At 52.9% G+C, this 14,379-nt stretch carries 11 protein-coding genes; 6 read left to right on the forward strand and 5 right to left on the reverse strand.

What is annotated here, in order from left to right:
• Positions 1 to 32: 32 nt before the first annotated feature.
• From CWC46_RS17645 to CWC46_RS17665, 5 genes are all read left to right on the forward strand, one after another.
• Positions 33 to 4,103: a non-ribosomal peptide synthetase gene (locus tag CWC46_RS17645; protein ID WP_021015227.1), complete on the forward strand. Its 4,071-nt coding sequence runs from the start codon at positions 33 to 35 to the stop codon at positions 4,101 to 4,103.
• Positions 4,100 to 5,692 carry a DHA2 family efflux MFS transporter permease subunit gene (locus CWC46_RS17650; RefSeq protein ID WP_021015226.1) on the forward strand — a complete coding sequence of 531 codons (1,593 nt, stop codon included), beginning with the start codon at positions 4,100 to 4,102 and terminating at the stop codon, positions 5,690 to 5,692. The genes CWC46_RS17645 and CWC46_RS17650 overlap by 4 nt, the downstream gene beginning before the upstream one ends.
• A 9-nt stretch (positions 5,693 to 5,701) precedes the next feature.
• Positions 5,702 to 6,364, forward strand: coding sequence for a DUF3159 domain-containing protein (locus CWC46_RS17655; protein ID WP_021015225.1), 663 nt, complete (start codon positions 5,702 to 5,704; stop codon positions 6,362 to 6,364).
• On the forward strand, positions 6,345 to 7,406 hold the full coding sequence (locus CWC46_RS17660; RefSeq protein ID WP_237160188.1) for an NADP-dependent oxidoreductase: 1,062 nt from the start codon (positions 6,345 to 6,347) through the stop codon (positions 7,404 to 7,406). Before CWC46_RS17655 ends, CWC46_RS17660 begins: the two co-directional genes overlap by 20 nt.
• Before the next feature lie 85 nt (positions 7,407 to 7,491).
• Positions 7,492 to 8,499 carry an HlyD family secretion protein gene (locus CWC46_RS17665; protein ID WP_021015223.1) on the forward strand — a complete coding sequence of 336 codons (1,008 nt, stop codon included), beginning with the start codon at positions 7,492 to 7,494 and terminating at the stop codon, positions 8,497 to 8,499.
• Positions 8,500 to 8,620: 121 nt separating this feature from the next.
• Here the strand turns inward: CWC46_RS17665 and CWC46_RS17670 are convergent, their stop codons facing one another.
• Together CWC46_RS17670 and CWC46_RS17675 are read right to left on the reverse strand one after the other, a co-directional pair.
• Positions 8,621 to 9,223 (reverse strand): response regulator transcription factor, encoded by a 603-nt coding sequence (locus CWC46_RS17670; protein WP_021015222.1) that lies wholly within the window; start codon positions 9,221 to 9,223, stop codon positions 8,621 to 8,623.
• A gap of 801 nt (positions 9,224 to 10,024) precedes the next feature.
• Entirely contained in the window at positions 10,025 to 10,804 is a 780-nt protein-coding gene (locus CWC46_RS17675) for an acetoin reductase (RefSeq protein ID WP_021015221.1), read from the reverse strand.
• A gap of 384 nt (positions 10,805 to 11,188) precedes the next feature.
• On the opposite strand from CWC46_RS17675, the gene pfkB reads away from it, so the two are divergent.
• Positions 11,189 to 12,154, forward strand: a complete 966-nt coding sequence (gene pfkB, locus CWC46_RS17680; RefSeq protein WP_021015220.1) for a 6-phosphofructokinase II — start codon at positions 11,189 to 11,191, stop codon at positions 12,152 to 12,154.
• A gap of 72 nt (positions 12,155 to 12,226) precedes the next feature.
• Here the strand turns inward: pfkB and CWC46_RS17685 are convergent, their stop codons facing one another.
• The 3 genes from CWC46_RS17685 to CWC46_RS17695 form a co-directional block, all read right to left on the reverse strand.
• Positions 12,227 to 12,529: a chaperone modulator CbpM gene (locus CWC46_RS17685; protein WP_021015219.1), complete on the reverse strand. Its 303-nt coding sequence runs from the start codon at positions 12,527 to 12,529 to the stop codon at positions 12,227 to 12,229.
• A gap of 5 nt (positions 12,530 to 12,534) precedes the next feature.
• Positions 12,535 to 13,467, reverse strand: coding sequence for a curved DNA-binding protein (gene cbpA / locus CWC46_RS17690; RefSeq protein WP_021015218.1), 933 nt, complete (start codon positions 13,465 to 13,467; stop codon positions 12,535 to 12,537).
• A gap of 306 nt (positions 13,468 to 13,773) precedes the next feature.
• The gene (locus CWC46_RS17695) at positions 13,774 to 14,340 is read right to left on the reverse strand and encodes an RBBP9/YdeN family alpha/beta hydrolase (protein WP_021015217.1); all 567 of its coding nucleotides are present in this window, start codon (positions 14,338 to 14,340) and stop codon (positions 13,774 to 13,776) included.
• Positions 14,341 to 14,379 lie beyond the last annotated feature (39 nt).

Genomic DNA, 14,379 nt, shown 5'->3' on the forward strand with positions numbered 1-14,379 from the left:
CCCGCGGTGTCACCGAAATAAAGGGATAGTATATGACCAATAAAAGCGCGGCCATCCTCTCGTTGAGTCTGGATGAACTGAAAAAACTGGCTCAGAAGAAAAAATCACGGCCTGCCAGTCAGGGCGGAGACGGTATTCAGCGCTGTACGGACCCCACCCGTAGGCAGTTTCCGCTGACCAGTGCCCAAAAAAGTTTCTGGATGCTCGATCAGTACCTCGAAGATAAACGGGCCTACAATAACCCCTACGCCGTTATCTGCCGCGTCGACCACGAATTCAATCCAGATCGGGCGCGTCAGGCGCTAACGTTTCTGACCCGAAAGCACAGTATCTTGCGTACCACCTTTCAGGTGGTGAACGGCGAAATCATGCAGTGCGTATCGGACAATATCCATTTCGATTTCGTTTATGAGAATATCGTCGCCATGCCGCAGGACGAAAAGCAGCAGCGTATCAAACAGCAGGCGCGTGACGAAGGCTGCCGGGATTTCGATCTGGCCCGCGGACCACTCTCTCACTGGCGCATCGTCAAAACCAGCCATAACGAATACGTGCTGATGCTAACCTTCCACCACATCATCTCCGATGGCTGGACCGTGAACCTGTTTTTCAAGGAGTTCATGGAAATATACTTTCAGTTGGAAAACAACATGACGCCGGCGGTGGACAATTTTCTGCAGTTTACCGACTACGCGCTGGCGGAAAGTCAGTGGCAGACCAACGGCCACTATGACCAAGGACTGGCGTACTGGAAAAACAGGCTGGACGGTGTTCAGGGCATTCTGGATATCGTCACCGACGCGCCGCGGCCACCCAAAATGAGCTCGGCTGGCAGTCTCGTTAGCCAACGGCTGGATCCCGCCACCCGGGAAACGCTCAATACGTTATGCAGTCACCATAACGTCACGCTATTTCACGCTCTGCTGACGGCCTGGCAGGCCCTGCTGTACCTCTACAGCGGCCAGCAGGAGATCATCATCGGTATTCCTTTCGCCAATCGTAACCACCCGACGACCCGGGAACTAATGGGGCTGTTTATGAACACCCTGCCGCTGTGTGCCAACATCCGGCCAGAGTCCCGACTAGTAGACATGCTGTCTCAAGCGAAGGGGGAGAGCGAACAGGCGATGCGCCATCAAGACGTGCCATTCAACATGATCATCGAACACATCAGTTTCGGCCGTTCGCCACAGGTCAATCCGCTGTTTCAGGCCATGCTGACCTATCAGGTATTCCCGCATTTCCACAACAACACACTGTTCACTATCGAACCCCTGAAAGTGGACTACGGCGTTTCGAAAACCGATCTCAATCTGTGGGTAGAAGAAGACAACGGCATGCTGCTGCTAACGCTCTACTACAACCCGGTAATCTTCCGCCAAAACACTGCCGAACAGATGTTAGAACATTTCCAGCGCATCCTGCGGCAGTTCATTGCCAACCCAGAGATCACTGTCGCGCAGATCTCGCTGCTGAGCGAACAAGAGCGGCACCAACGCCAGGCCGAGTGTCAACCACAGCCCCCGTGCGCCGTCGAACCGGTACACCGGCAGTTTGCCCATATCGCCAGCGATTACCCGCAGCAGCCGGCAGTACGCTGCGACAATCGGGAAATGAGCTACCAAGCCACGGCGCAACTGGCGGAGCAACTGGCGCAGCGGCTGCTGGCTGCTGGTCTAGAGCCGGGAGAAGCGGTCGGTCTTTACATGAAGAAAGGCGTCGACTACGTCGTTGCGATAATGGCGATCCTGAGCGCTGGCGGCTGCTATCTACCGCTGGATATTACTCTGACGTGGGAGCGGGTGGATTATATCATCGCCGACGCCGCTGTACGGATGGTGCTGACGGATGCCGACGATATCGCCATCGACGGCGTCGCCTGCCTGAACATGCGCACAGCGGGCGTTGACACCGCTACCCGGCGGCCATTACCCGAGCCAACGCCGGACTCCCCTGCCTACATCATCTATACCTCTGGCAGCACCGGCGTTCCCAAAGGAGTACGGGTCAACCACGCCCAGCTCGCCTGCTACTGCAATAGTGCCCGTCAGGTACTACAACAGCCGATGGGCGCCCGCTACGGTATGTTTTCCTCCTTCACCACCGATCTGGCGCACACCATGCTGTTCCCCGCGCTAACCAGCGGCGGCTGTCTGGAGATCATCAGCGACCAGCAGTTACAGGATCCGGCCCGCTTGATGGCAGCGCTGACGCAGCATCCGCTCAACTGTATGAAGATCACCCCCTCCCACCTCGGCGCGCTGCTGGCGTCAGATCTGGCCGGCGTCCTGCTGCCGACCTCACTGCTAGTGCTGGGCGGCGAGCGAGCGCCTTGGTCGCTGATCGAACGGCTAAGGCAGCTCAACGCCCGCTGCCGCATCCTGAACCACTATGGCCCGACCGAGTGCACTGTCGGCGTCGCCACCTGGGAAGTGATGCCAGATACGCAATTGCCGGAAGGCAACTACCTGCCGATCGGTAAACCGTTCCCCGGCGTACACCTGTTAATTCTGGACAGCCAGCACCAGCTGGTGCCGGACGGTCTGCCTGGCGAAATACACATCGGCGGCGCTCACCTCTCCGCCGGCTACATTGGTAGTCAGGCAGGGAAAAACGCCACGGCGTTCATTCCACATCCGCTGTGCGCCGGTGAACGACTCTATCGCACTGGCGATAAAGGACGACGTCTGCCGGATGGTAACGTGGAATTCCTCGGACGCATCGACCGTCAGGTGAAAATTCGCGGTTTTCGGGTGGAACTGACGGAAATCGAACAAATTCTGCATCAGTGCCCCGGCGTGACGCTGGCAGCGGCCGCCCTACAGCCGATCAGTGCTAACGAACACCGACTGCTGGTCTTTCTGGTCGGCATCGCCCCGGCGCAGCGCGATGCAGTCAAAGACACCGCCCGCGCCCGACTGCCCCACTATATGCATCCAGATCGTTGGGTATGGCTCGACAGTATGCCATTGACTGCCAGCGGTAAGATCAACTACACCGCACTCACCACCATGACACTGCCGATCGGCAGTAGCGAACGACGACCACGCAGTGAAACCGAACACCAGTTGCATCACCTCTATGCCAGCGTGTTGGATCTGAACGAGGTCGATATCGACGACAGTTTCTTCCAACTGGGCGGCAACTCCATCAACGCACTAAAACTGGTGATGCAGGTCAACCAGCAGTTCGGCATATCCTTATCTCTGGGGCAGTTACTGGAACACAGCAGCATCCACCAGTTGGCGCAATTACTGGAACAGCTCGGCCCGCAGCAGGCACTCACCTCACTAGTGGAGCTCAACCGAGGCCATGATGACCAGCCAACGTTCCTGATGGTGCACCCGGCGGGCGGCAACGTACTCTGCTACTATCCGATGGTGCAGGCGTTAGGTTCCCGCTATCCGGTGTATGGCGTTCAGGTGGCAGATTTCAGCCAGGCGCACGACTACGACCGTGATATCACGTCACTAGCAGCGTTCTATCTACAACACGTCGGCCACATCGCTCGCCGGCCAAAACTCATCATCGGTGGCTGGTCGCTGGGTGCTACCATCGCGTTGGAGATGGGCCAGCAGATCGCCAGAAGTACCGGTCAAGCACCGACGCTGCTGGTATTTGATCAGCCGGCGCCGCAAGTGCGGGTCGACTACGCCGACGCCATGAGCGACAGCGACCGTCTGGCCTACTTTGCCAGCAAGGTCGCGCTGTTCACCGGCACCCGTTTTGATATTTCCGGCGAGAAGCTATCCGCCATGAGCGAGGATGATCGGACACGGCTGTTCCTGACGGAGTTTCGTCGGGCGCGACTGGTACCCTCCACGCTCAGCTTCGAGAACTTCCGGCACTTTCTGGTAATCCTATGGGCACACATCAACGCCAGCGACAGCTACCCAGGCGTATCCTACGCTGGGCCGATCCTGGTAGCGGAAGCTCAAGAGATCCTGACAGGGCGGATACGCCTGCCAGAACCAGGACTGGGCTGGCAGCGGCTGACAGATCGACCGCTGACCGTAGTGCCGGCGCAAGGAAATCACATCACCATGATGAACGAACCACATATCGTTGAACTGATTCAACGGATCAAACAGGTGCTGGCATGAGTGGAACGAGCGCGATGAACAGCTCGGGGGCTACGGCGGCAGCCGCCGCTCCCGCCGTCTCCGCCCGCAACTGGTGTGCCATTATCGGTGGTTTGATCGGCGGCTTCATGGCCATTCTCGATATCCAGATCACCAACTCGTCGATGAAAGTGATTCAGGGTGCGCTGTCCGCCACGCTGGGCGACAGTTCATGGCTGATGACCGCCTACTTTACCGCTGAAATCGTCGCCATCCCGCTGTGTGGCTGGCTGTCGCAAGCGTTGGGTACCAGCCGTTACGCACTATGGTGCATCGTGAGCTTTCTGGCGGCATCATTGCTCTGTTCGTTCGCCTGGAATCTCGACTCGATGATTATTTTCCGGGCATTACAGGGGTTTAGCGGTGGTGCGCTGATCCCGATCGCCTTCCGGCTGATTATTGAGATCCTGCCCAAAGAGAAGCGGCCGTTCGGCATGTCGTTGTTCAGCATCATCAGCACCTTTGCACCAGCAATTGGACCGGCGATGGGCGGCTGGCTAACCGACTCCTTCTCTTGGCACGCCATTTTCTACATCAATGCCGTACCGGCGTTGTTGGCCTTCGGGCTTATCAGTTACGGCCTGAAACACCCGCCGATCCGCTGGCAGGTGATCCGCGACGGCGATTACACCGGCATCGTCACCGGCATGTTATGGCTCGGTACACTGGAAGTGATCCTGGAAGAGGGGCGTAACAAGGGTTGGCTGGAATCTGACCTTATCTGCACGCTTGCAGTGATCTCGACCCTGTCATTCCTATGGTTTCTTTACGACCAACTGGTTCACCCGCGACCGCTAGTCAATATTCGCATGTTCCGGGACTCCGCCTTCGCCTACGCCACCGTAATTTTTGCCATGCTGGGCGTTGCCATATACGGCACGCTGTTTCTGGTGCCCTATTATCTGACCATGATCCACGACTACAATGCGTCGCAGATCGGTAATGTGGTGATCTGGATGGGACTGCCACAATTGGCGATCCTACCGTTCATTCCGTGGCTGCTGCAACGGGTAAACCCTAAATATATGATTTTTATAGGCTTCTCTGGCCTTGCTATTAGCGCTTTCATGAACTGCCACATGGATAGCAACTTCGCAGGACCGGAAATGAAGCTGTCGTTGCTGATCCGGGCTCTGGGCCAGCCGTTCATCATGGTGCCACTCTCCATCATTGCCACCCGCAACGTACAGGCGCAGGACAGTGCGTCATCGGCGGTACTGATCAATATTTTCCGTAGTATCGGTGGCTCGTGCGGCACGGCGATCCTGACCACCGTATTTGCCGACCATGCCCGGATACATGCCGCGCAGATCCAGTCGGCAATGGCCTCCGGCAGCGATGCCTTCACCCGCTATCTGAGCAGCATCAAAATCCTGCTGGCGGGCCATGGCAGCGTAACCAACAGCCTGCACGTAGAGAAGACGGCCTATTCCATTCTGGCCAACAACATCAAGATTCAGGCGGAAGTGATCTCATTCAATGACATGTTCTTCATCATGGGCGGTATGATGCTGGCAACCGCGTTTCTGGCGTTATTTGCCACACGAAATTTCCAGCTGTTTCATCATTGAGGAAATATAGTGCAACAGAGAAACTCACTCACTTTCTGGCGCTATCTAAGCTCTCGCGCCGCGCTGCTGAACATCATCATTCCGCTGGCGCTGTACAACGGCGCACTCTACTTCTCCGGCGCTGGCATGGCGCTGCTGGTCAGCGCCATCTGGGCTGGCGTTCTCGCCGTGTTGAGCGGCGATCGTCAGGCGACACTGTCGGTGGCACTGATGATCCTGCTGTCCGGCGCCAGCCACTATGTGTTCCTGCTCCATCCGGCATGGCTACCCATCCAGCGAGAGGCGGTATTTCTGGCACTGAGCGGCGCCCTGACCGTCACCGTGGTGTTTCTCTGCTACTCACTGCGTGGCCGCCCCATTGTGCGCACACTGGCGGAACAGGCGATACCAACGCTTACCACGCTGTCAGTGTATGGCACGCCAGCCTACGCCCGCGTCTGGCAGGAAGTGTCGCTGGCGTGGGTGACGGTTTATCTGCTCAAGGCCGCGCTGATATACGGGCTCTATCGCCTAACCAGCACATGGCTGGATGCTTTTCTGCTGCTCGCTGGCTGGCCGCTGACGCTGGCGATGATTTTTTTCAGTTTCCGCTGGCCGCGTTATCGCTGGCGAGCGATAGCCAAACAGCGTAACGCCCTTGCCGGGCAGCCAGATGGCACCGAATCAAAATAACTCACAGGACTATGAGGACGCTATGACCCACTATGAAAATAAGGCTGTTGTACTGGCCAGACACCCTGAAGGTGCTCTACAAATCAGCGATTTTCGCATGGAAGCCAGGTCGGTAAGAGCACTGGAGCCGGGTGAGTTTCTTATCGCCAACCACTGGCTCTCCATCGACCCTTACACCCGGCCGCGATTGAATCGGCACACGGACTACGTCAGCCCCATCGGGCTTGGCGAAATCATTTCGGGAGAAACAGTGGGAGTAGTGGTGGCATCCCGCACCCTGCACTATCAGGAAGGCGATAAGGTCTTCGCCTATTCCGGCTGGCAGCAATATCACATCACCAACGATCAAGACTTCATCGTTCACAAGCTGCCACCCACCGATCTGCCAGACACCGTATTTCTCAACACCGTCGGTACGCCGGGACGTTCCGCCTATTTCGGAATGATGCGCATCGCCAAACCGCACGCCGGCGAAGTGTTGGTAGTCTCCGCCGCCTCCGGTGCCGTAGGTTCGATAGTGGGACAAATGGGCAAAATGGCTGGTTGTCGGGTAGTGGGTATCGCCGGCAGCGCAGAAAAATGCCGCTATGTGGTGGAAGAGCTGGGATTCGACGCCTGTGTTAACTATCGCGATGACGACCTGAAGAAACAACTGCGTCACGCCTGCCCGGATGGCGTGGATATCTACTTTGAAAACGTCGGTGGCCGCATCTCTATGCTGGTGGCACAATTGCTCAACGAAGGCGCCCGGGTACCAATCTGCGGTAACGCCGCTCAATACGACAAGGGGACTGATGTCAACGTTTCCAGCCCAACGGCGTTTTTTTCCTCCTTGCCGGATGCGCCGACCAACCGCTTCTTTCTAGTGACCGAGTGGTTCAAGGACTACCCAGAATCCGACATGTGGCTACTTAAAGCGCTGAGCGAAGGGAAACTCAAATATCGGGAAACCCTGATTGCCGGGCTGGAAAACGCACCGCAGGCTTTCGTCGACCTGTTGAACGCCAGACATTTCGGCAAGCAAATCATCAAAATCGTGTGATCCAACTGGCCGGGAAGCACCTCGAACATCGATTCCCGGCTAATTTGCAACACCTGGAATTACAATTCTTTGTAACAGGGACACTATGAAATACTTCAAGAAAATCATTCTGCCGCTGCTGGTAGTCCTACTAGTAGCGGGTTACCTGTACTGGCTGCTGTACTGGCGTTATTTCCAGACCACAGATAACGCCTACACCCAAAACGACATCACCAATATCAGCGCTCGCATCAGCGCCCAGGTGATGCACTCCTTTATTCAAGACAACCGTGAAGTGAGGCAGGGGCAGTTGCTCGCTATCCTCGACGATCGCGCCTACAAAGTCGCGGTTCTGAAGGCTGAAGCTGACGTCGCGCAGATGGAGGCGGCGCTGGCCAACGCCCGGGCCAGTTACGAGATGCAGAAAAGCACCATCAACGAATACAACGACAGCTTGCGTTCAGAGCAGGCCAGCGAGAAATATGCCCACCAGCAGATGCTGCGTTACCGTCAGCTTAGCGCTAATCGCTACGTCTCGGCAGGGGACATGGACAACGCCGACTCTACCTACAATGTCGAAGCGGCCAAAGTGGCGCAGGCGCAGTCAAGCCTACAGACTCAGAAGGCCAAACTACCTGTACTACAAACCGCCATCGAACAGGCCGAAGCCGACCTGAAGCAGGCGCAGGCCAGCCTGGAAGCGGCAAAGTTGGAGCTCACCTACACCCGCATTACCGCCCCGATTGACGGCGTGATTGGCAACCGCAGCTTGCAGGTGGGCATGCTGCTCCAGGCCGGGCAAACGATCGCCAGCATCGTCGCCGACCAAAGACCGTGGGTCATTGCCAACTTCAAGGAAACGCAAAAAGGGGACATGAAGGCTGGTCAGCCGGTAGAGATCACCATCGACAGCTATCCGGGGCAGGTATTCCACGGCCACATCGACAGCCTCTCCCCCGCCACCGGTTCTATTTTCGCGCTGCTACCAGCGGACAACGCCACCGGCAACTTCACCAAAGTGGTACAGCGCGTCCCAGTGAAAATTGTGTTCGATACGCCGGTGAATATCGCCAGCGGCCTTTCCAGTGAGATCACGGTGGATACCCGCCGGTAACGGTTCAAACATACCCGCGATACACAGGCGGCATTTCGTTATACGTCGCCGGTTATGCCCTCCCCGGCTGATCCGGCGCATGGTTCCATGCGGTATCTTCATCGCCGCAGACTGGCAAGATTCAATGCAAACCATACTGACGCAACAAGCCAGCCAACCGAGGATTACCACGAAACAGCAGTCGTCGATCAGACAGAATGAGTTGTACCTTGGTGAACAGTTCCCAGTCATTAACGACTCCCAGCTTCACCATCGCTGAGCGCTTATAACGACTCAGATCCTTGATACTCCAGCATGTCAACGCATGTGCTTCAGAAATGGTCATCTCGAGGGAAAAAAGCATCAACACAAACTGTTCTTTATAATTCAGCAAATGCCAGAGATGCTCCGTTCTCGGGTCACCCTGACTGTCCATCAATGCCAGCGTCTGACGCATACAGCAGGTGAGTTCGTCACACGGCATTTTGATATCAATAAAATAGGGCGCACCAGAGCACACTCCATGCAACACCCGCCAAACTTTATCGTCGCCAATAACGATCATGCGCTTTTTTTTAGTATGTTTTATTTTTATATAATCACTCATCCCCAATGCACTGCTATCGCAAAAATACACAAAAGTATTATCAGGAATAATGAGTTTCTCTATCATTGACATGGCTGCTATTTTCATAAAACCATTTCGAGATAAAACATTAATTCGGGTATTTTCATGTATTGTCATAATATCCTCCCTGGACAAATACATTTCTTATAAAAAATGCAACATTTCCTTTACAACGAATCACTCATCGAAACAATTAATTAAGCGATAGCTGATAGTCGTTGAAATAATATTTTCTACATTTTTCTCTTACATCAAAAAATAAATTTATACTCGCTATCTCATTATTTCATTTACATTCATTCAAACGTAATAATGCTAATGGCCTTTTTATACCAAATAGATTTCGAGTTGCAGGAAAACGACAAGTGAAGAGATCCCGATGAGCTCACCAAAGTAAGTGATGCGGGCGACAATTCTGCCTGGAACAGAGTTAAACGCTACTTGCAGCAGTCCCAAAAGGTCGAAGCTCAAATATGAGTCAAGTAATTAAACACTACCAATGCATCTGCAACTCAAAAGATAACGAACAGATAATTAATACCATGTTATACCCTATATATCATGCTTATTTTAATAGATACGGACACTCTTTTTAACCAAAAAACACAATTAATAATAATTAAAAAATACATAAAAAACACACAATAGAAAATTAAAAGTGCGTTGTTAATGCTATTTTTTATGAATTTAATGGGAATTTATCTGATATATTTTCAATACTGCGGGGCTAATCATTAGCATGAGATATGACAAACAGCAGGAGAATATTACGTATTCTTACAATATTGATTGCACCCACGAGCAATAAACACTGGCCTAAGTGAGATTCTGGTTTTCAAATTATTCAGAAGCGGACCGTGCTGCTACATCCACTCATCAGACTTATTTGCTGCACAACAGTGCAGCAAATATCCACTATTACCGGTAAATCAATCCGCCATCAATCATCGGCGCCTGCCCGGTCATATAATCCGAATCCGGACTAGCCAGATAGGCGACAAATGCTGCAACATCATCCGGGGTTTCAGCCCGACCTAATGCAATGCCGCCGACATATTTCTCATAGGTCTCACCAATTTTAGCACCGGTTTCTTCCGACATACGCTTATCAATATCAACCCACATATCAGTGCCCACTACCCCTGGACAATACGCATTAACAGTAATTCCGGCGCTTGCCAGCTCTTTTGCCGCCGCTTGAGTGATTGCCCGCACGGCAAATTTGGTCGCAGAATAGATCCCCAATAAAGCAAAACCCTCATGCCCGGCAATCGACGAAGCATTGATAATTTTACCCTTCTGCTTTAGTTGTTTAAATTTCTCTGCCGCCGCCTGAATTCCCCACAGCGTACCTTGCAGATTAATACCGAATATTTTATCCACTTCCTGAGGAGTAACCTTAAGTAACGGATTAACCTGGCTGATACCCGCATTGTTGACAATAATATCAAACCCACCCAGTTCTTTTGCGGCAAACTCGACAGCCGCGAATACTTCCTCACGGTGGCTGATATCAGCCTTAAAGGTGACAGCCTTGCGTTTTAATGCTCTGATTTCTTCAGCGACTGCTTTGATTTTGTCATCTTTAACATCCACCAATGCTACATCCGCACCATCTCGCGCCAAACGTAAGGCAATAGCCCGGCCGATGCCTTGCCCCGCACCGGTAACCAACGCAACTTTTCCATCTAACGCCATGATATTTCTCCTCAACGTACAACGACAAAGATGGCTGACATGTTTCATTTTAGCCAGCCCGTTTCACTAAAATTAAAATCTGTTTACTGAGTATAGACGTTAAAATAAGCCCGCTTATCACATTAATGAGTAACAAACTCTCTCTGCTTCAAATGATTTTATTCAACCATCAGGCGATTTAAGTCATCATCTGACATACTCATATTAATCATTCTTGTCCCGGCATAAGCAGGACGATGTCGATCGTGCTACATTTAAATAAATATAAAAATCAATCATGTATATAGCCAATAGATTTCAAGATACCGGAAGGCGGCAAGCAAACGCATCTGCAACTTGAAAGATGAAAGGTATATCTGCATGGCTCTGAATGGAGAACGCATCATGCTACAGATCTTTACGCTCACGCTCGCTCCTTCGCTGGATTGCGCCACCACCACGCCCAGAATTTACCCGGAAGGCAAACTACGCTGCACCACACCGGTATTTGAACCCGGAGGCGGGGGTATCAATGTCGCCCGGGCGATTGTCCATCTGGGTGGTGAAGCCAGTGCCATTTTTCCGACCGGCGGCCCGACGGGCGAACATCTGGCGGAGTTACTTAAACAGGAAGGTGTCGGAACCGACACCGTACGCACGCAGGACTGGACGCGACAGAATCTGCATGTCCATGCAGATAACAGCGGCGAGCAGTATCGCTTTGTGATGCCCGGAGCCAGGCTGACTGAAAGCGAACTTGAACAGTTGCTCGACCGGGTGTTAAAACTTCCCTCGGGTTCAATATTGGTCATCAGCGGTAGCCTGCCGCCCGGTTGTGATGTCGACAAACTGACACATTTAGTGAAACAGTCACAGGCCAACGGGTTACGTTGCATCATCGACAGTTCCGGCCCGGCGTTGGATGCCTGCCTAAAGCTCGGTAGTCTGGCACTGGTGAAACCGAACCAAAATGAGCTGTCAGCCCTGATTGGGCGGCCATTGGAAAGCCCGGATGACGTTTACAACGCCGCATCAGCGCTGGTGAAGAAAGGAGCGACGGAACGGGTCGTGGTATCACTGGGTCCACAGGGGGCGCTGGGCGTAGACCACAAGGGGCGTATACAGTTTGTTCCGCCGCCGGTGAAAAAAATGAGTACCGTCGGTGCCGGTGACAGTATGGTCGGCGCGATGGCCTTAAAGCTGGCCGCCGGGGCCGAACTGGACGAAATGGTACGCTATGGCGTTGCCGCCGGTACCGCCGCGACACTGAACCACGGAACCCGCCTCTGTACCCGGGAAGATACTCAGCGATTGTATGACTATATTCTTCAGAGCAACATGGTTTCCCATGACAACATTACGCCAAAGTAACCAACTGATTTAACAGGCCATGATGGGGGTTGATACGTCACGAATTCAACCCCTGTCAAGGCGTCCCGCGCCTCAGGGCGTCATCAGAAAACGATCAAGCTGCCGGCGTAACTGCTCATTCTCTTTCTTGAGCTCCTCGAGCTTATCCAGCAACGTTAGCGTCATCGCAATGCCTGACCAGTCCAGATCCAGCTCGGCCTGCAATCGCAAAGCGCGCTTAAGGCAGCTCACCGCGCGAGAATCGAAGATCCAGTGCGGATCTTCCGGTTCCAGTGGGACAATAACACCCAGCCCCACCACTTCAATCAGCTCGTCCTGAGAAATATCCACCGACTGACACAACTCCATCACGGTAAACGTCATTTCTTCAGACATCGTACTTACTCCCATCCGGCTCGAGGATTAAATGCAGCCTGCTCCGCAAGTTGTTTCCACAGAGCACTGACTTTTTCATCTGGTTTCGCGGGCATAACCACCTTCAGAATGGCATACATGTCTCCAGTCCCTTTTTTACTGACCAATCCTTTTCCTTTAATTCTCAGCCGGTTTCCGCTCTGGCTACCGGGAGGAATCGTCAGGGAAATTTTATCCGTGAGTGTCGGCACCTCAATCCGCGAGCCTAACGCAGCCTCCCACGGTGCCAGCGGCACCACAATGTGCAGATCCCGACCGTCAATATCAAACAGAGGATGCGGAGCAATACGAATAACCAGGAATAAATCACCGTCAGAACCACCACCAATTCCCGCACACCCTTGCCCTTTCAGGCGAATACGGTCCCCATCCGCCACACCGGCCGGGATCTTCACATTCAATGTTTTGGCTATTTCTCGAATCTGACGACCGAATTCATCATAGACCGGCAACTGGTAAGAAATAGGCCGGTTTTGTCCCACCAGCGTTTCTTCTAAAAATAACGAGATCTTCATTTCAAGATCTTGCCCACGTATACCATGGGTTCGGTGGGATCGAGCAGAAGATCGATGTCCTGCCGCAGCGTGGCTACCAAACATTGACTCAAAGAAATCAGAAAAATCATGCTGCGCCTGCCCATCGCCTCTGAAGCCCGGAGAGGGCTCAGAAAATCGAGGATCGTTACGGTGCTGTCTTAGTTCATCATATTCGGCGCGACGCGTGTCATCTTTCAGCACTTCATACGCTTCGGCAACCGCCTTAAACTTATTTTCCGCATCCGGCTCGGTGCTGACATCAGGATGATACTTTCGCGCTAGTCGGCGGTAAGCCGTTTTGATCGTTTTCAGATCGGCAGATGGCTGTACTTCCAGCGCGGCATAGTAATCTTTAAACTCCATGCGGTAGTACCCTCACAATTCACTTGGATTATATACCCGTCATCTTTCAAGTTACCGAGGCATTGGCTACGCTCGGTTACCCGGCCCACATCCGGACCTCATCCTTAAATTTATTGGCTTATGTGTTCAACGTCATTTTCATCACTTATTGATACCATCTATTCTTTACTGTCAGTTCTTAACAATACGCCCTTCAGCAAGCCATTGCGTTATAAAAACCGTAGACGATAAGTCAGCCTTTCGGTGTGATCTAACTAAAGATGCCTGAAAAAATAATGAATTGATTATCGGCATTATTGGATCTGATTAAATCAGCATATCTTTCAGCACCGCGAACAGTTTGTCGAAACGCGTATAGCCGTCTCGTTCAAGAAAATGGCCGCTATCTGGCACGCCGTAAAGATCGGCATCAAGCTGCTGGCTGAGCGCCAGGCTGAGTTCAGGGGGGACAATATCGTCATTGAGAGAAAGAATGACCGCCCGACGCAGGATCTGTGTTTTCAGTTGCGTCATATTGAGGGGTTGTGCGGTAAATTCATCCAGACCAGGCAGTATCGGTAATGATGAGAGAAATCCGGCGGCCAGCACCGCCCCACCCACTTTTACACTGGCAGGTTTACTTTGCAGGTAGCGTAGCAATGTCACGCATCCCAGACTGTGACCGACAAAGAAGGTCTGCTCGTCCAATGTTTTCACATTTTCTGTAATGTGTTTCTGCCAGGCAGCATTGTCTGGGTCAGTAGAATTCGGCATCGCTAATATAGAGACGTCCGTCCCTAGCGAGTGTAACTGATCCGTTAGCCAGCCAAACCAATGACTGGTGGGCGTTGCGGTATAACCATGAATAACATAAACGTGCTTTTTATCGTTCATCGATACATCCTGCAAAAAGTTAGGGAAGAACTAAAGGGT

Source organism: Prodigiosinella confusarubida (genome assembly GCF_002847015.1).
Taxonomy (GTDB): Bacteria; Pseudomonadota; Gammaproteobacteria; order Enterobacterales; family Enterobacteriaceae; genus Prodigiosinella; species Prodigiosinella aquatilis.